Here is a 16,423-nt window from a genome sequence, read left to right as displayed (position 1 = left end):
TCCTTACAAATACGGATCATCAGCCATCTGAACAGGCCGCTGTTTCAAACGCTCGTTCAAAGCCGCTGCTTCCTTTGTTTCTGTTGGTTGGGGGTGAATCTGCGCCGTCGGCACAGGCTTTCCCAAGACTTCCTCCAGCTGCAGCCAATGGCGTTCTGAAAAACGATCCAATCCATAAATGCTGGCAGCGGCGCGGGCATACACCCGGCAATCCAACGCCTCATTATTACGGGTGGGGTCTTTCTCCCACACAGCGCGGGGATAACCGCGATGCACCCGGATAATGCGTTTCTCAGCCGTCAGCTGTTTGAAATACTCTTCCGCATATTGCGGAAAATGACAGCTACCTGCCGGATATGGCATACCATCCTTCAGTTCGGTCTCTGATGGCCAGTCCAGTTTCAGCCAGCGGTAAAGTTCAACCTTGGCCACCGGACCGGAAACATTCCACACCCGAAGCCCGCGTCTACGACCGCCAACATCAGCTTTCGATACGCTTAAAATCAGCGCTGTATCCCGATCTTGGCCTTTGACGGCCACGACGGTGCGCGGCTGGCTGGCTCTGGCACCACCAGCGCCCCAAACAGCTTGGGGGTGACCTTTGGCCCATGCATAAACATCCTGCGTGGCATAACCAGAATCCACAGCCATGACGCGGATAGGGATGGTGTGTCCGGTTTCATGCGGCCAGTCACGGCGCAAGACATCATCAAGTTTTTGCCACACATCACGGCGGGCGGTATCACCATCCATCACAATGTAATCGACAGACCAGCTTTGTTTATCGCGGCCCCATGCAACCACTTCACATTCAAGGCGGTCTTTTTGGACATCCACACCAGCGGTCAAAAATAAGCCTGTCTTGGGCACAACACCTTGCGCGTAAGTTTCCCGCCGCGCATAAAGTCTCTCCCAGTCAGGTGCTTCATGTTCTTCTTCAAACGGCTCACCCAGCACTGTGTTGACGAAACTTTTCATCAACTCTGGATGTTCCTTGGCTTGCTCGAACATCGCCGCTGCATCTGACCAGCTGAACCAGCCCACCGGGCTGTAAAGCGAAGACAAATGATAACCAACCGTCTGCCCATCACCTTTGGCTGTTGCCATCCACTGACCCTTGGCAAGCATTTCTGTTTTGTGATGCTCTGCGATCAGTTCTTCGCAAGATTCACATTCATACGTTACATCCGAAGGGTTACCCTCGGTCCAGCGGAGCTGTGAAAACCTTAATGGCTGCTCATGCCTGCAATGAGGGCAAGGCACATGAAAATAACGTTGGTCTGAATTGTCAAATTCCCGGGCAATGCGCGATAATCCTTTCAATGTTGGTGTGCTCACAAGAAAAACCTTACGTCGCCCCTGAAATGTGGCGCTTCGGCGTTCTGCTAGTATGATTGGATCGCCTTCACCCTCGACATCGCCGGGATAGCCATCCACTTCATCCATAAACAGATACCGCGCTGGCATAGAACGTAAGCCCACTGCCGAATTCGCGCCTGTCATGACCAGCACACCGCCTGGAAACTCTTTCGACAACACGGTGTTGCCGGAATCTCGTGAGCGTGCGGGCTTCACCCGCGCTTTTAATTCCTTGGAATCCTCCAAAAGCGGATCAATACGCTGTTTGGAATTTCGTTTGGCCATTTCAACTGTTGGTGCCACAGCCATCATTGGGCCGGGAGCCATGTGAATGACATATCCCATCCAGTTATTACCAGCCTCGGTCCCGCCGATCTGGGCACCTTTCATGAAAACCACTCGCTGCGCCCGCTTATGAGGCGAGAGTTGATCCATAATTTCGCGTAAATACGGCGTACGTTCTGTGCGCCAGCGCCCGGGTTCTGCTGCAGCTTTAGGGGATAGGAAGCGATATTCGTCCGACCATTCAGAAATGGTCATAAATGCATCAGGCTTTAACCCTTCAAGCCATGCTTGTTCAAGTGTTTGCGCTCCATCGTACAGCGATGCCGTATCGAAAAGCATAGAGTGCTTTTTAGGCATCGCGCCGTCTTCCTTATCATTTGAAGTTTGCTGTAATCTCTCCAAGTTCTTCCAAATGTTCACGGACATAACGCTCCAACGTCACATGTAATTGGTGTGCATCGGTCTCAAGCTCTGCAGCCATCTGGCTAGAAATCCTTGCAGGCCATGTTTGCCACGCATCACGTTCCTGACGCGCAAGGCGAAACACATGGACAATGGCTTCACTGCGGTCGATAAGCTCACCTTTTAATTGTTTGAGGCGTACCCGATTGGTTTGTGCTTTTAAAACCTCATTGGCCGTTTTGGCCTGCATGTAGGTTGTGCCGCCCGATGAGACCGGAGCGCCACTTTCCTTCAATGTGTCTTCGACGGCTTCTACAGCCGCTGTTGGCACTGGTTTGGTCTTTGCAGCCCGCTTTGTTTGCGGTTTGGCCGTGTTGGATGACCATTCCCGATCAGCGCGATCTACATCAATGGTGCCATCAGGCTCAGCAGTAATGCGGCCTTGTTTTAGTGCCTTTCTGACAGCGGTGTCGCTGACGCCGCGCTGCCTTGCATATTCTCTGATCGATACGCCCATATTCTTCGATTAATCCTCTGAATTGACTTGATAAGCCTTGGTTTCCAAGCGTTCATGAACATGTCCACAAACAAAGGAGCAACCATGACAAACCACATAACACAAACCCAAAAAGACCAAATATTGGCGCAGATCGCCAAAGAAGATCTGCACCTTGAAACCCTTGAGACTCGCAAGAGCGACAGCCTTGATTTTCACGACTGCGCGGTCTGGTGCATCAAGTCTGCATTAGAGGCTGCTTATGAAGCGGGCCAACAATCTACCACCAAAGGAGATAAGTAATGAGTAAGACCACCAAACAAGCCCAGATCATCGAAACGCTTAGCACCAAGGAAGGGGCCAGCATCGATGAGATGATGAAACTGACAGGCTGGCAAAAACATACGGTGCGCGGCGTTCTGTCCCGAGTCATCAAAAAGCTCGAAGGCTTTGAGCTGAGCTCAGAAAAACAAGACGCTGAGCGCCGATATTACCTCAAACCAACTGAGAAAAAGGAGACCCAAGAATGAGTAACCAAAATCCCGTTATCAATAACGCCATCCAAGCCAACATGAACGCCATGCGTGACATGCTGGAAAAAGCCGCCACCCTCGCGCAAGAGGGTTGCGGTTACATGGACGAAGGCAATCGCAATGCTGCCATCGGCTCCATCATTGATCTTGATCGGCTGCTCGGCGATGCCAAGGCCTTACACGAAGCATCACTCGCCCTCCACAGGCAGTGAGGCTTCTGCCTTACCGCCAAGGCGGTCTTTTTCAACAGCCTTAAACTCCTGATCGCTACCAGATAGCGTTGCTTGTACTCCTGTCATTTCCTGCCAGCGACGCACAATCACATCCACATATTTGGGATCAAGCTCAATCAAACGCGCCTGTCGCCCGGTATGCTCGGCTGCAATCAATGTTGAGCCAGAACCACCAAAGGGGTCGAGGACAATATCCAATGTCTTGCTGGAATTTTTAATGCCGCGCACCACCAAATCAACAGGCTTCATGGTCGGGTGCAGATCATTCTTATGCGGTTTGTTATAGAACCAGACATCGCCCTGATCACGCGCACCGCACCAGTAGCGATCATTGCCATCTTTCCAGCCATAAAGGATGGGCTCATATTGACGTTGGTAGTCGGAGCGGCCCAGCGTAAATGTATTCTTTGCCCAGATGATAAAGGTCGACCATTTACCGCCCGCATTGCGGAAGGCGCTTTGCAGCGTATCCAGCTCACTGGAACTCATGCAGATGTAAAGTGCGCCCTTGGTATGAGCCAACATGTTTTTACAGGCTGCGGTTAAAAATGCCTCAAAGTCATCGCCCAGATTATCATTCATAATCTTGCGTCCGGCTTTGGCTCCACCTTTGGAGCGCAGCTTGTCCTTTGCCGTTTCGCCGTAATTCACATTGTAGGGGGGATCGGTAAAAACCATGTCGGCCAGATCACCAGCCATCAGTTTTTTCATATCGGCTTCGCTTGTGGAGTCGCCGCAGAGCAAACGGTGCTCACCCATAATCCAGATATCGCCTGTACGGCTGACAGGAGTTTCCTGTACTTCTGGAATATTTTCATCAAGTGCGGCTGCTTCATCGTCATCCAATGATGTCAATAAATCATCCAACTCCACATCGTCAAAGCCCAGCAAATCAAGATCGAAATCCTCATCCGCAAGGTTTTGTAATTCCAATCGCAATAATTCTTCATCCCACCCGGCATTTTCGGCGATTTTGTTATCGGCAATTACCAAGGCGCGGCGCTGGTTTTCTGTCAGGTGATCCAGCTTGATGGTCGGAACGGTTTGCAGGCCCAATTTCTTGGCCGCCATCACACGACCATGGCCTGCGATGATGATGTTATCGCCGCCGATCAAAACAGGGTTCACAAAGCCAAATTCAGCAATCGATCCTGCAATCTGCGCCACTTGTGATTCACTGTGTGTGCGGGCGTTGCGGGCATAGGGAACCAGCTGCTCCAGCGCTATTTGCTGAACATTCAAATCCATTGTTAAACCTTTTTATGTGTTAGTGGCGTGCGAACCCGGGTGCGAACTGCGAACCTCTTTTGCCGCCCTGACGCTAGCGAAATACTGCGCCCAGCCCGCCCGCATACATTCCAGCCGCAGGAAGGACCCGTGGCTTGGTATGTGAGAGGAGCATCGATAAATGAGCGGTGTGAGGAAACAAAAAAGCCGCAATCAGATTGATGGCGGCTCGCTTGAATTCTTGACGGCTGCCTGTGCGTACACTGCTGCCGATTATGGTTCTTATAGTAGCCAAAAATGTTGCAAGTGTCGAATACTAAAGTGTTGCAACACTTTACTTCTGTCCTGCGTTCAAGCGAGCAGCAATTTTTGCCAGCGCAATATTCCACTTGCGCCATGCTGTGCTGCGATCACATCCCAGCTCCCAGCAAATTGTTTTCCAGCGTCTGCGTGCGGCGCGATGCCAAATCAAGCGACGCTCTTCAACATCAACCCATGTGATCCAGCGCAGAGTTTGCTCCATGCGTGAGATTGCATCAGGCGTTGCACGTAAGCGAAGCGGCATGGGTTCACCTGCTGCAATCTCTTCTGGGGTGCGGACAATCTCGGGCCACGCATTAAAATAGCCTTGCGCCCGCACAGGCGGTAGCTTTTTCAAAGTTGAAATGGATTCTTCAAATTGACCTGCCACGTCCTTTTCTGTCCAGTTATGCTCCATAAGCACCTCCGTTGTTATTAGTGATTTCGTTTAAAATTGCGGCATACCCGGCAACGTCGAGAATGCTGTCCTGATGCCCGGGGCTGCTGTTCAGTCGCGCCAACTTCAGATCAATCAAACAAGTGATGACCTGTTCAGCACTCACATCCACGCCCAACGTCAGTGACCAGCGTTTGGCCACGTTTTCGAATAGCGGCTGGGGTGATCCGTAGCTTTCACCACGCTCTGCCAGTATTCGTGACGCTTCCTCTAAAAGTCGGTTGGCATGTCTCATGACTGGCCTCCGATCATTTGCTCACGGGCAAAATGCAGCAGAGCCAGCGCATCGGCTTCGTTGTCATCTTCGGGCAGATGGCCGAGGGCTTTGACGGCTGCAATAACAGCCTGCTTGCCAGCATTGCCTTTACCAGTGATGAACTTCTTGATCGTTCCGACCGGAACGCCTTCGTAAGGGATGCTGTGCTCCTCACACCATGCGGTGAGTGAAGCCAGAAAGCCGCCATAAGCATGGGCTGCATCGACACCAAGGTGTCTGCGGACTTCTTCGAAATAGACCGCGTTGATCGCACCAGACACATCACGGGTTTCATTCAGCCAGCGTTCAAAGCGCAAGTAACGCATGCCGCCACCCTCAAAGCGACGGGGACGAAAATGGGCTGTGCCGCTCATGATGCGTCCATGTTTGTTGGAGAGCGCCCATCCGGTGGCTGTACCCAGATCAAGACTGAGCAAAATGGGTTGATTGGTTTTTTCCATGAAGACCTCCTGTTTGGTTGTTGGGAAAGATGAAATGAGCACGCACAAAACCCTCGACCGGGGAGAGTTGCCCCCATAGGGGCACTCTCTCCCGTAGGGAGAGGGAGTCTTTTTCCTAAACACTTCCAAACTGGCTAAGCCTTGAAATAAAAGGCTTTCCCGCCAGTTTGGGCAGTTTGGAACGAAACTGGATGACCAAAACTGGAATCTGGCCCGAAACTGCGCTGAAACCGTTGATATGGCTGGAATTTTCCAGTTTGGGCAGATTTGCTGCAGTTTCAGATTGGGCCGAAACTGCTCCAGTTTGGGAGCGTGGCAGACCATTTTTCCCGGGTGGGAAAATTGGTTTTTGCGGGTGTTTTGGGGCTGGTTTGTCATGCCTGATCCTCCTCGTCATAAATCCACACACGAGGGTTCTCGACAGGCAGGACGGCGGCTGTCTGACGACATTTGTAATGAGTTGGATAGACCGCTTGCAGCTTGGTAGAGACTTCGCCTGTGTGCGGATCGACCATCTCTTCGCCAGTGCTAAGGTGCATATCTTCCACGCACAAAAAGCCGTATTTGGTACGAGAGGGACTGCTCAGGCCGTAATTGTCTGCATCTTTGAAAAACTTGACGTAGCCTTTGGTGGAGAGCACGTCCAAGCGTCCACGAATGGTATCTTTGCCACCAAGTCCGGCGCGGTTTTCAAACGCCTGACAAAACTGGTTCATGGTGTACACACGGCCAGCGCGGGATTCCTCATAGATAATTTCAAGGATGACATCGCGCTTGCGACGACGTTCTGCATCCAGCTTCTGGCCATAGTCACGATTGACCAGACGATCCGAGCTGTATTCCATCTCTTGCCACGCACCATCGACCTTATCGATCACCTTTGAGCGCAGGCGTGGGCCGTTTCGCAGCTCAAAAATCAGCTGGCGATAGGATTGGTTTTCATCTGGCTGGAACATGATCAGCCCGGTGGTGTAATAGCCTCGCAAACTGCTGGCACCGGAGAGTGCCTGAAACGGGTCTTCTTCTAGCTGCTTCTTTTGGATTTTGCGTGTGTGGTGGGCAAGGATAACCCCGGCATCAGGATTAACGGCATCACGCAACGCATCAAGACGCTGTTGCAAGAAAAACAGCATGGCTGAATTATCATTTTCACCCGCATCACCTTCGCCTCCATCAAAGACGTTTCTGAGCGGATCAACGACGATAATGTCAGCGCTGAGATCAGAAAAGTGGCTGCGAATGGCCTCACAGGTGGCGGCCACACCATGCTCATTGAGCAGCATCTTAAACTGCGGCGTAACAACCAGATTTTTACGAACCAGTGGCAGCAGGTTTTTGTCAAACGCCATATTTTGCAGGCGCTCGCGCAAATAGTGATACCCAATCTCTGCCTGCAGATAAAATATCCGCAAAGGGCGTGGTGGCTTCATGCCAAGAAAAGGAACACCTGCCGCCATATGGGCCAGCAGGGAGAGCAGAAAGTCACTCTTGCCGACCTTTGGAGCACCACCGAAGACCATTAGCCCACCCGGCGTTAATACACGCGGCAGGATCAAATCTTCCGGCATGGGCGATGTGTCATCCAAAAAATGCCCAACCGTGAAGGCTGGTACAGCGGTAACAGCAGCTTTTTCGGTTTTAATACACTCAGCAATGAAGGCGCGAATATCCATGCCATCAGACACAGCATCGGCTGCATCCCATTTTTCGGGCTTATCACTTGGCACGTCTAAAATGGTGAGCGAAGCGGCAATGCCCTGTGCACCAAGATATGTGCTGACAGCCTCGGCATAGTCACGACCAGCCTCATCATGATCCGGCCAGATCAGCAGGTGCTTGCCTTTAAGCGGAGACCAGTCTGTTTTCTCCGGCGGGGCCTTTGCACCATTCATTGCGGTTGTGGCTGTGATGCCATGGGCCATCAAAGCTTCGGCAGCTTTTTCACCTTCGACCAGCACCACATGCTGATTTTCTTTGAGACCCGGCTGATTAAAAAGCGGTCTTGGTGTGGGAGCGCGGTGTTTTTTCGCCAGCACATCCCATGGCCTAAATTCCTTGCCGTCGGCTGTGTCATAGCGATAGACACAGGCAATCAGCTTGCCGTCGCCATCTAAATAGTCCCATTTGGCCGTGTGTGGGCCAAGCTCATCCTCGGGGATATGTTTGACAGGTTTGGCTTGAGCAGCAGGCATCGGCGCGGGAGACGACAATCCTAGCCATTCACTGGCTGAGCTGACCACCTGCGGGAATTGATGCTTGGTATCCAAATTGTGGCAAGCAGCCCATAGATCAAAGATGTCGCCACCTTCGCCCGTGGCAAAATCATGCCACATGCCAGCCTTGCCACTACCCAGCTCAATCTTGAGGCTGTCACCCTTATTGCCTTGAATATCACCAATCTCATACACGCCGCGTTTGATGCGACCTGCAGGCAGCAAATAAGACAGAACTTGATCCAGCCTCCCGATCAGTTGCTGACGGATATCATCCGTGGGAACAGTAGCGTCTTTGAATTCCGGGTATTGGCTTGGCGCATCGTTGAAGTCGGACCAGCTTACTGTCATGCAGGCACCTCCCAACATCGATTGCGGTAGGCACAGAAACGACATTCAAAATGTTCAGGATCAGCGGTATGGCGCGGCAATAATTCACCAGCCTCGGCTGCTTTTAAGATGGTAACCGCACGATCACTGACTTTTTGAGCAAGGCTCGCATCAAAAGGAACAAGCTCAAAATGCAGCTCCGCCGTATCTTTATTAATGGCCGTGAATAGCGCCGGGTTTTTGCTGATGCCCGGCACACTGCCTTCCATATAGGCTTGGTAGGTTGCCATTTGCGCGGCATAGACAGGCTTTGATTTAGCAACGCCGCGTTTGACGGTCTCTTTCCATGCATTGGCATTGAGCGACTTGCACTCCCATAGCATCGGGAATGTCAGACCCAGTGCCTCGGGTGCGCCATTAATAATGCCGTCAACATGACCACGGATACGACCATCGGCGACTGAGAACCCGAATTGATAGCCATTCGGCTTTTCAGTGAAGAGCTCAAGCCCGGCAAGACGCAGCCAGCGAATGGCCAGATCTTCAAACACATGCCCTGCGGCAAATATTCGCAAGGTCTGACCGGAAAAACCTTCGTCTTTGGGCGTGTTGGTATATTCGTACTGTAATTTACGGCTGCAGTTTTCCCCGAGGCGGGAAGCCCCCAGATAATCGCGTTCTGGCTGGGCGTTATGTTCCGCGCACAGTGCCTGATCAATCAATTCAGACACACGCTCGGTAAAACTGGGCCTGTGATTAAAATCAAGCATCTAAAACGGAATCTCCTCCGAGCCTTTGGAAAGCTCGTCCATGTAAGCGGTCACAACGACTTCGATCAGCGTCAGAACTTGCTCACGGGTTAAATCTTTGAAGGCTTTGTCTGTGCCAATCTCAGCGACATATTCCCCAAGGGGGCGCAGAGCCTTATTCATGCAGTCACGTTCAAAATCAGTGGGATCAATCATGCGGCGATCCTCCCGTTTTCAATGACCTGACGGATGGCCGTGTTGTTAAACCGCATGGTCATCAGCGCAGATGCCTTGTAACGGGTCAGGCTGTAATCATTGCGATATTCAGGAGGGAGATGACGAAGCTGTTTTTCGGTGGCAGGCTGGTGCAACCAGTTCTTGGTTTTATGAGCAGCGCTCTCGGTTTCAAACAGGTTGATCCAGTCATCGGCAGCGGCGAAGCACACAATACGCTCACCAGCAGCCAAGAGCTTAACCGCGTGGTTTTTGCGACCACCAACGGCGTACCATTCACCGTCGCGGTAAAAGACACCGCCCCAAGCCTCAAAGCCCGTTGCAATGAAATACTGATCATCACCGTGTAAATCACACCAAAGAAAGCTGGAGCGTTTGAGAATATCGATTTCCGTCATGTGGAAATCGGCAGTTGGTGTGGTGTCAGCCTCGGGCTGGCCTTCCCAGATATAGCCACATAGCGGACATTCCTTACTGGCCAGCGGCACATCAGCGCCGCATTCCGGACAGTCTTTATATGGCGCATCGCCTTCAATAAACTGATCGTCCAGCTGGACTTCCTGTTCCAGCGAGCCATGCATTAACGTTGACGTGCCAAAATCCAATACAACGCAGTCTTTTTTGATAATGCCGGGATGCTCGTTTGGATCAATGGTACGAAGCCCGCGCCCGATCATCTGAATCATGGTGGATTTGTAAGAGCTTGGGCGCAGTAAAACGATGCAGGATGTTGGCGGGTGGTCCCAGCCTTCAGTTAGTACCGCAACATTCACGATGACTTGCAAATCGCCTTTGCCGTAAGCTGCTAGAGTATCAGCGCGATCTGTTTCGCTCATATCACCCCAGATCATGCCTGTGGAAATGCCCGCACTGATAAAGCTGGCCATAACATCCCGCGCATGCTCAACGGTCGAGCAGAATACGACGGTTTGGCGGTCTCCGGCTTTTTCCTTCCAATGCTGAACCACCGCATCATTGATCGGGCGCGTGTTCATGATGTCAGCGACCGCGCCCATATCGTAATCAAGGGCGGTTTTACGGACTTTACTCAGTTCTTCTTGAACACCGACATTCATGACAAAGGTGCGTGGCGGTACAAGATGACCGGAAGCGATCAGCTCTTTGACAGTGATCTGGTCCGACACATTGGAAAAGATCGGGCGCAGACCTTTTTTATCACCACGGTTGGGCGTGGCGGTCATACCTAGCAGCTTCAAATTCGGATTGATGTTTTGAGCGTGCTCAATGACCCGCATATAGCTGTCGGCCCGGGCGTGATGGGCTTCATCAATCACCAATGCATCAAGTGGTGGCAATGATTGCAGGTTGCTCTTCCGCGAGAGGGTTTGCACCATGGCAAAAGCCACTTGGCCATCCCAGCTTTTCTCATTCGCATTAAAAATGCTGGTGGAGAGCGATGGATTTACGCGCTTGAACTTTCCTTCATTTTGAAAGGTCAGCTCATCACGGTGAGCAAGCACGCAGGCACGCTCAATATCGCGGTCAAACATGCGTCCCAGCACTGCTGATAGCATAATCGTCTTGCCAGCACCTGTTGGCGCGACCGCTAGCGTGTTGCCGTGGGTGTAAAGCGCATCAACGGTCTTGGAGACGAGCTCCTTTTGTCTTGGTCTGAGTAACATGCCGCCCCTTATCATTGTGCCCATGACGGCAGGTTGCTGGCAGAATTCGCAGATGCGGACTGATCACTATTGGACGGAGGCGCAGAAGCTGCACCGGATACAGCGCCCATGAGAGAGGCGTATTCCTTGTTGTCCGGTGTGATGGCCAGTTTGATGACGTTCTTGTCGTCACCGTTCTGGTCTTTCTCAATGTCGATGCGGGCAGCAAACTCGACACCATCCAGATCGCCAAGGCCGTTGATACGGCGGGCATTTTGGGCAGCTGGCGAATTATCCTTGTTGGATACACCGCGAGACGAGTTCAAAATCCCTTTGATAAAGGCGCGACCAATATTGGCCCAGTCCGGACCTTTGGCACTGTACAGTCCGATCAGACTCCAAACTTTACGGCGAGCATATTTGCCCTCAAGCACCACGAACTCACAGTTCAAATAGACTGCACCTGTGGTGTTGCTGCGCGTGGCCCAGCCACCCGTCCAGCCTTGCGACGCATCATCATGACCGCCGGGCTTAATGGTCATACGGACCTTAACCAGCGTTCCTTTGGGGATGACATCAAATCCGCTTTGATCATCTGCACTATTAAAATCGTTCCAACTCATTCTTGGCCTCCTTGTGTTTCGTTGTTGTGTTGGGAATCAGGGGTGCTGCTGGTAGGCGCGTCCTGTTCAATTGAGAACGTGAGGCGTTCGGCAGCAGGCTTGGCTTTGCCTGCAATCTTCTGCATGAGGCGGCCAAGATGGGGTTCTTCCATCAGGTCAAGACGACCGGAGCGATCCTTGGCCGGGTATCCGGCATCATTGATGGTGTGGCAGATAAAGGCGCGGAATGACTTGCCTTCGGGGCTTGTCATCTCGGTCATAGTGATGACCTGATCGACAATGCCGGGAAGCTCTAATGCGGTTTTGCTGCCTTCAATTTGTGGCTGGAAGAAACGGCGATTAAAGTCATCGATCTTTTCGTCCAAGATGCCGACAAACCAGATATTCTTGCCGCGTGTGTGCTGGAGATGCGTAAGCCACGCGATCATTTCCTGCCCATGCAGGCCGTAAGCACCACGCGTATCAGGCTTGCCTGTTTTGTCAGAAAATGCCTGCGGCTGGCCCTTGCACCAGTTGAAACACAAGCGTCCGGCAACGGTGATGCTGTCGATGAAGATCGTGTCGTATTTATCAAGAGCTCCGGCATCACCATACTTGGCGGTGACGGCATCATAATGGGCTTGGCTGTAAGGCTGCTCATCACGCAAAGCCGGGTTCGGACCGCCTATAAAGGCTGCAATATCGCCGCAGTCCTGCCATGTGCGTGGACGAATGGTGTCGCCTTGCCAGCCTTCTATGGCCAGATCACCAGCCTCGAGATCAAAAAACAGCGTCTTTTCAGCGGGAAGCGTCCAAAGCAATGATGTTTTGCCGATACCGCTTTTACCAAAGATGCATCCTTTAATGCCCTTGGTTTCTTTCAAACGTTCATCGGCTGAGATGATAGGAAGGCTCATTGGGCACCTCCTTTACGGGAGAGTGCATCCACAATGTTTTCAGCGCCTAATGCGCCTTTGGAACGTGCGTCCGTATAAAGCTCACGGATGGCAGACAGGCGCTTATAGATGGCGCTTTGTTCTTTATCCAAAGCCTGTGCGGCAAAGACCAGATCATCCAGAGTTGCCTCATGGATAGGTTTGGTGGTGTCTTCAGGAATAGCACCAAGCTCTGGAATTTGAATAAATGCCGGAACATGTTTGGCGTAGTAGCTGTCTTTAATCAGCTTTTGTAACGATGGCTTAAACATAAAACCTCCTTGATTTCGTGGGTTAAAATTTGCTCTTTGGTCATGTCGTTTCGGCTGCCGGGTTCTGACGCCGCCCAAAGAGCAAAGCGGTCGCGGTATTTCCTTATGGGGTCTTGTATTTCCGCGAGAACCCGGCATGTTTTCTTGCCTTCAAGGAGTTACTTACCGAGAGGGCTCAAAAACTGTCGGCGGCTCAGTGCAGATATTCCGCAAAGCCACGCTCCTTCAGCGATCCGAGAAGTTCGGACAGCGTCCCGTAGAGGGTTGAGCGTGGGGTTTTGGTTTTGCGTGAGATTTCACTGATGCTGAGCGTTCGCAGATCAACCATCAGCAACACCAGATGCGGCGGCATCTGCTGAACGGCTTGTTCAAGGTCAATTTGAAGGTCGCGGCTGGTCAGATCTTCGGTTGCAGGATCAGGCAAAGCGTTATCTTCGCCGTCCTTGTCCTCAAGCCAAGCATCGAGTGAAAAATCACTGATGCCGGACCCACGTTTCTGTGCGCGGGCTGCTTCAATCAGGCTGGCACATTTGTGATTGAGGATGCGGTCAACAAAGGTCGACCATTTTGCTTTTTCGGGATCATAAGCCTGCTTGCGGGATAAATAATCCAGCATTAGCTCTTGCTCGAGGTCCTCGACTTCAACGCCATGGATGGCGGAGTGCCGCATCAGGCTGTATGCGTGATAACGGACTTGGTTTACGACATAAGGATTAATTCCTTGGTACTTGTTTTTGCTCATGGTTTTCGTCTCCAGTTGCGGTTAGCCGCCACGCGGGCGGGTCAACTGGGACTGGCGAAAACTCACTGGAGGCCCGGTGAGACGGGCTATTCAAAGCGCTGCAAAAACAAAAAAAGCCCCGACATGCGGGGCTTTGGTGGGGGTAAATTTTTTTTGAAAAAACTTTCAGGGTGGTCGGTGAAATTTCACCGAAGGGAGATTAGGTAAATCCAAAATGCTTTAATTGCTCATCCCAAATATCGGGAAATGGGGTTTGCATATCCTGCAGGCTTAACTGGCGCGGCTGCGTACCATCCAAGATGGCTTTTTTAATCTGTGGAGCGAGTTGATTGAGGCGCAGTATCCGCGACATATAGGATGAATTGATCTTGCGCTGGCGCGACATGTCATCGATGGATTTATAGCGCCCGGTATCAATCAGGTTTTGCCAGTAATAGGCTTTGGCCAAGGCTTTAACGAGCGTCTCGTCGGGTTTCGAAGCTTCTAGCGGTGCAGTCATATGAGCACCTTCAGGAAGTAAAATCAGTTTTTTGCCGCCGTAGCGTTTGATTTTTATAGGCACCCGAACCGAGATCACATTGCCTTCCATCATTTTTATGCGTGCATCCATGCTTGCTCCTCCAATTGTTTGGTTGAAATTCCTTGGAGGCGCTTTTCTTGTTCGTCCAATTCTCGTGCAAGGCTGAGCATGCCATCTGCCCGGATACGGACATCGACATATTCATAATTGACGATGACTTTCTCAATCATCAGCTCAAGAATACGTTGCTGCTCTGCCGGAAAAAGCTCTTTCCAGATTGGTACAATATTGCCAAGCGCGTCCCGGACTTCCGTTTCAGTCAAGCTTTCATCCTCTTTGTATGCCTCGCGCCATGTCTCAACGATCATTTCAGGTGAAGCAAAAACGGCTTGCAGCTGTGTCAGGATTAAAGCTTCCATCTCACTGGCACTGACATTACGAACTTTGCAATCCGGATTGATGCCTTTGCGATAGTGCTCGCAGGTGTAATAGCGATAAAGCCTGCCGCCTTTTTTACGGGTATGGCTTGGCACCAGAGAGCATTCACACTCACCGCATTTCAAAAGCCCCATCAAAATAGCCTTAGTTTTCTTGCGTGTGATTGCGCCTCGATTGATGGTGTTTTCTTTCATAATGGCGCGGACTTTATACCACGTATCCATGTCAATGATGGCGGGATGACGGCCCTCGTAGACCTGGTCCTTATGTTTGATTTTTCCGATATAGATGGGGTTTTGCAGAATCTTATAGAGGCCGCCTTTATCCAGTGCCTTACCGCCGATAACACGTCCGTTCTTGGTTGTGCGCTTCTTGCTTAACACCCCCATGCGCGGCAACATTTTTGCCATCTCTGTGGGCGACTTGGTCATCAAAAATAGATCGAATATTTTGCGGATGCCCTCAGCTTCATCAGCCTCGATCACAAGCTCGCGGTTTTTTACCACATAGCCCATGGGCGTAACACCGCCCATCCACATGCCTTTGCGTTTGGAGGCTGCCAGTTTATCGCGGATACGTTCGCCAATAACTTCACGTTCAAATTGGGCAAAGCTGAGCAGGATGTTCAGCGTCAGTCGGCCCATTGATGTGGTGGTGTTGAACTGCTGGGTAACGGAAACGAAGGACACTTTGTGCTCGTCAAACAGATCGATCAACTTGGCAAAATCAGCCAAAGAGCGTGACAAACGGTCAACCTTGTACACGACGACTGTATCAATCAGGCCACTTTTGATATCGTCCATCAGACGTTTCAAAGCCGGGCGATCCATATTGCCGCCTGTAAAGCCGCCATCATCATATTCATCAGGAAGCTGAAACCAGCCTTCATGTTTTTGTGAAGCAATGTAGGATTCACAAGCCTCGCGCTGAGCATCAAGGCTGTTGAACTCCATATCCAAGCCTTCTTCGGTGGATTTGCGCGTATAAATCGCGCAGCGTTTTTTCGGTGTGGTTTTGCTCAATGTTTACCTCCTTGTGCTTTGTTGTTTAATCCGAAGAAGGCAGGTCCTGACCAGCTGCTGCCTGTAATGGCCAGTGCGACTTTCGACAGGCTTTTGTATAGGCAGCCTGCATATTCGTAGCCTTCTTCTAAAATGGTGACTTGATATTCGATGCCCTTATATTCCCGGACCAGTTTGGTGCCGGGGATGGGGCGCTGATATTGTGTCTTGCGCTTTGGCTTGGCTTTCTTGCCCGAGCCGAATAAATCTTTAGCCTGCTGTTCGATCCGGTTCTCAATCTGCGGATCAACGCCATAAGCAAGCTCTTGCAGGCGATAAGCCAGTTTGCGGACAATGTGGCTTTTATGGCCGCCGGGTGGTTCGTCCTGATACACATCCCGCCATAATGCTTTAAGGTCTGATAGCGGCATGTTTGGGAGTGCCGCCACACGCGCCAGAAGTGTTTTATCCATCTGTTTCTCCTTGGTTTTTTGGTTCTTCGTCATGGGCATGAACGCTTGGAAAAACTCTGAAGTCCAATGAATTAGAGGGATGTGTTGGCTCGAACTGACGGTTCAGACGAATCTTGCGGCGCAGGATGCCAAGAGCCAGCAAACGGGCCACTTCGGTGCGGCGATCTCGCTCATTTATTAGGTTTGGGGAAAGTGAAGACATGGGCGTTCCTCCTTTAGAATTATTGCGTCGTTCAAGGAGTTACTTACTGAAATGACTTGAAAACTGTCGGTTCAGTCAATG

At 51.4% G+C, this 16,423-nt stretch carries 21 protein-coding genes; 3 read left to right on the top strand and 18 right to left on the bottom strand.

Annotation, left to right across the window (positions count from 1 at the left end):
• Positions 1-3: 3 nt before the first annotated feature.
• Positions 4-1,899 carry a phage terminase large subunit family protein gene (locus tag GKR98_12860; protein ID QMU60097.1) on the bottom strand — a complete coding sequence of 632 codons (1,896 nt, stop codon included), beginning with the start codon at positions 1,897-1,899 and terminating at the stop codon, positions 4-6.
• A 118-nt stretch (positions 1,900-2,017) separates the two neighbouring features.
• Positions 2,018-2,563 (bottom strand): elements of external origin, encoded by a 546-nt coding sequence (locus GKR98_12855; protein QMU59001.1) that lies wholly within the window; start codon positions 2,561-2,563, stop codon positions 2,018-2,020.
• A gap of 84 nt (positions 2,564-2,647) precedes the next feature.
• Between GKR98_12855 and GKR98_12850 the strand changes: the two genes are divergently transcribed.
• The 3 genes from GKR98_12850 to GKR98_12840 are packed head-to-tail and all read left to right on the top strand — an operon-like array spanning position 2,648 to position 3,287.
• On the top strand, positions 2,648-2,845 hold the full coding sequence (locus GKR98_12850; protein QMU59000.1) for a hypothetical protein: 198 nt from the start codon (positions 2,648-2,650) through the stop codon (positions 2,843-2,845).
• Positions 2,845-3,072, top strand: coding sequence for a DUF3489 domain-containing protein (locus tag GKR98_12845; protein ID QMU58999.1), 228 nt, complete (start codon positions 2,845-2,847; stop codon positions 3,070-3,072). Before GKR98_12850 ends, GKR98_12845 begins: the two co-directional genes overlap by 1 nt.
• Positions 3,069-3,287 carry a hypothetical protein gene (locus GKR98_12840; protein ID QMU58998.1) on the top strand — a complete coding sequence of 73 codons (219 nt, stop codon included), beginning with the start codon at positions 3,069-3,071 and terminating at the stop codon, positions 3,285-3,287. Before GKR98_12845 ends, GKR98_12840 begins: the two co-directional genes overlap by 4 nt.
• On the opposite strand, the gene GKR98_12835 is transcribed toward GKR98_12840, so the two are convergent.
• From GKR98_12835 to GKR98_12760, 16 genes are all read right to left on the bottom strand, one after another.
• Entirely contained in the window at positions 3,264-4,556 is a 1,293-nt protein-coding gene (locus GKR98_12835; GenBank protein ID QMU58997.1) for a DNA methylase N-4, read from the bottom strand. The genes GKR98_12840 and GKR98_12835 overlap by 24 nt on opposite strands.
• Positions 4,557-4,869: 313 nt before the next feature.
• Positions 4,870-5,253: a helix-turn-helix domain-containing protein gene (locus GKR98_12830; GenBank protein ID QMU58996.1), complete on the bottom strand. Its 384-nt coding sequence runs from the start codon at positions 5,251-5,253 to the stop codon at positions 4,870-4,872.
• A complete protein-coding gene (locus tag GKR98_12825; GenBank protein ID QMU58995.1) occupies positions 5,243-5,527 on the bottom strand; it encodes a hypothetical protein in 285 nt (94 codons plus the stop codon). Before GKR98_12825 ends, GKR98_12830 begins: the two co-directional genes overlap by 11 nt.
• Positions 5,524-6,009 carry a hypothetical protein gene (locus GKR98_12820; GenBank protein QMU60096.1) on the bottom strand — a complete coding sequence of 162 codons (486 nt, stop codon included), beginning with the start codon at positions 6,007-6,009 and terminating at the stop codon, positions 5,524-5,526. Before GKR98_12820 ends, GKR98_12825 begins: the two co-directional genes overlap by 4 nt.
• A 374-nt stretch (positions 6,010-6,383) precedes the next feature.
• Positions 6,384-8,573, bottom strand: a complete 2,190-nt coding sequence (locus tag GKR98_12815) for an AAA family ATPase (GenBank protein ID QMU58994.1) — start codon at positions 8,571-8,573, stop codon at positions 6,384-6,386.
• Positions 8,570-9,322, bottom strand: coding sequence for a hypothetical protein (locus GKR98_12810; protein ID QMU58993.1), 753 nt, complete (start codon positions 9,320-9,322; stop codon positions 8,570-8,572). Before GKR98_12810 ends, GKR98_12815 begins: the two co-directional genes overlap by 4 nt.
• Positions 9,323-9,517 carry a hypothetical protein gene (locus GKR98_12805; GenBank protein ID QMU58992.1) on the bottom strand — a complete coding sequence of 65 codons (195 nt, stop codon included), beginning with the start codon at positions 9,515-9,517 and terminating at the stop codon, positions 9,323-9,325. It lies immediately after the preceding gene.
• Positions 9,514-11,178, bottom strand: coding sequence for a DEAD/DEAH box helicase (locus GKR98_12800; GenBank protein ID QMU58991.1), 1,665 nt, complete (start codon positions 11,176-11,178; stop codon positions 9,514-9,516). The genes GKR98_12805 and GKR98_12800 overlap by 4 nt, the downstream gene beginning before the upstream one ends.
• A gap of 11 nt (positions 11,179-11,189) precedes the next feature.
• The gene (locus tag GKR98_12795) at positions 11,190-11,780 is read right to left on the bottom strand and encodes a hypothetical protein (protein ID QMU58990.1); all 591 of its coding nucleotides are present in this window, start codon (positions 11,778-11,780) and stop codon (positions 11,190-11,192) included.
• Positions 11,777-12,676 (bottom strand): AAA family ATPase, encoded by a 900-nt coding sequence (locus GKR98_12790; GenBank protein ID QMU58989.1) that lies wholly within the window; start codon positions 12,674-12,676, stop codon positions 11,777-11,779. The genes GKR98_12795 and GKR98_12790 overlap by 4 nt, the downstream gene beginning before the upstream one ends.
• Positions 12,673-12,966 (bottom strand): hypothetical protein, encoded by a 294-nt coding sequence (locus tag GKR98_12785; GenBank protein QMU58988.1) that lies wholly within the window; start codon positions 12,964-12,966, stop codon positions 12,673-12,675. Before GKR98_12785 ends, GKR98_12790 begins: the two co-directional genes overlap by 4 nt.
• Before the next feature lie 193 nt (positions 12,967-13,159).
• A complete protein-coding gene (locus GKR98_12780) occupies positions 13,160-13,708 on the bottom strand; it encodes a hypothetical protein (protein QMU58987.1) in 549 nt (182 codons plus the stop codon).
• A 199-nt stretch (positions 13,709-13,907) separates the two neighbouring features.
• A complete protein-coding gene (locus GKR98_12775; GenBank protein QMU58986.1) occupies positions 13,908-14,318 on the bottom strand; it encodes a hypothetical protein in 411 nt (136 codons plus the stop codon).
• Entirely contained in the window at positions 14,303-15,688 is a 1,386-nt protein-coding gene (locus tag GKR98_12770) for a recombinase family protein (protein QMU58985.1), read from the bottom strand. Before GKR98_12770 ends, GKR98_12775 begins: the two co-directional genes overlap by 16 nt.
• Positions 15,685-16,140: a DUF2924 domain-containing protein gene (locus GKR98_12765; protein ID QMU58984.1), complete on the bottom strand. Its 456-nt coding sequence runs from the start codon at positions 16,138-16,140 to the stop codon at positions 15,685-15,687. The genes GKR98_12770 and GKR98_12765 overlap by 4 nt, the downstream gene beginning before the upstream one ends.
• Positions 16,133-16,342 carry a hypothetical protein gene (locus GKR98_12760; GenBank protein ID QMU58983.1) on the bottom strand — a complete coding sequence of 70 codons (210 nt, stop codon included), beginning with the start codon at positions 16,340-16,342 and terminating at the stop codon, positions 16,133-16,135. The genes GKR98_12765 and GKR98_12760 overlap by 8 nt, the downstream gene beginning before the upstream one ends.
• Positions 16,343-16,423 lie beyond the last annotated feature (81 nt).

It is taken from the genome of Boseongicola sp., assembly GCA_014075275.1.
In the GTDB taxonomy this organism is placed as follows: Bacteria; Pseudomonadota; Alphaproteobacteria; order Rhodobacterales; family Rhodobacteraceae.
This window is presented reverse-complemented; position numbering and strand designations above follow the sequence as displayed.

Bases quoted from the DNA above. Each gene is read 5' to 3' on its own strand.
- GKR98_12805 (QMU58992.1), bottom strand. From the start codon at position 9,517: ATGATTGATCCCACTGATTTTGAACGTGACTGCATGAATAAGGCTCTG.
- GKR98_12860 (QMU60097.1), bottom strand. From the start codon at position 1,899: ATGACCATTTCTGAATGGTCGGACGAATATCGCTTCCTATCCCCTAAA.
- GKR98_12850 (QMU59000.1), top strand. From the start codon at position 2,648: ATGACAAACCACATAACACAAACCCAAAAAGACCAAATATTGGCGCAG.
- GKR98_12845 (QMU58999.1), top strand. From the start codon at position 2,845: ATGAGTAAGACCACCAAACAAGCCCAGATCATCGAAACGCTTAGCACC.
- GKR98_12785 (QMU58988.1), bottom strand. From the start codon at position 12,966: ATGTTTAAGCCATCGTTACAAAAGCTGATTAAAGACAGCTACTACGCC.
- GKR98_12800 (QMU58991.1), bottom strand. From the start codon at position 11,178: ATGTTACTCAGACCAAGACAAAAGGAGCTCGTCTCCAAGACCGTTGAT.
- GKR98_12775 (QMU58986.1), bottom strand. From the start codon at position 14,318: ATGGATGCACGCATAAAAATGATGGAAGGCAATGTGATCTCGGTTCGG.
- GKR98_12810 (QMU58993.1), bottom strand. From the start codon at position 9,322: ATGCTTGATTTTAATCACAGGCCCAGTTTTACCGAGCGTGTGTCTGAA.
- GKR98_12825 (QMU58995.1), bottom strand. From the start codon at position 5,527: ATGAGACATGCCAACCGACTTTTAGAGGAAGCGTCACGAATACTGGCA.
- GKR98_12840 (QMU58998.1), top strand. From the start codon at position 3,069: ATGAGTAACCAAAATCCCGTTATCAATAACGCCATCCAAGCCAACATG.
- GKR98_12780 (QMU58987.1), bottom strand. From the start codon at position 13,708: ATGAGCAAAAACAAGTACCAAGGAATTAATCCTTATGTCGTAAACCAA.
- GKR98_12760 (QMU58983.1), bottom strand. From the start codon at position 16,342: ATGTCTTCACTTTCCCCAAACCTAATAAATGAGCGAGATCGCCGCACC.
- GKR98_12795 (QMU58990.1), bottom strand. From the start codon at position 11,780: ATGAGTTGGAACGATTTTAATAGTGCAGATGATCAAAGCGGATTTGAT.
- GKR98_12765 (QMU58984.1), bottom strand. From the start codon at position 16,140: ATGGATAAAACACTTCTGGCGCGTGTGGCGGCACTCCCAAACATGCCG.
- GKR98_12820 (QMU60096.1), bottom strand. From the start codon at position 6,009: ATGGAAAAAACCAATCAACCCATTTTGCTCAGTCTTGATCTGGGTACA.
- GKR98_12790 (QMU58989.1), bottom strand. From the start codon at position 12,676: ATGAGCCTTCCTATCATCTCAGCCGATGAACGTTTGAAAGAAACCAAG.
- GKR98_12830 (QMU58996.1), bottom strand. From the start codon at position 5,253: ATGGAGCATAACTGGACAGAAAAGGACGTGGCAGGTCAATTTGAAGAA.
- GKR98_12855 (QMU59001.1), bottom strand. From the start codon at position 2,563: ATGGGCGTATCGATCAGAGAATATGCAAGGCAGCGCGGCGTCAGCGAC.
- GKR98_12835 (QMU58997.1), bottom strand. From the start codon at position 4,556: ATGGATTTGAATGTTCAGCAAATAGCGCTGGAGCAGCTGGTTCCCTAT.
- GKR98_12815 (QMU58994.1), bottom strand. From the start codon at position 8,573: ATGACAGTAAGCTGGTCCGACTTCAACGATGCGCCAAGCCAATACCCG.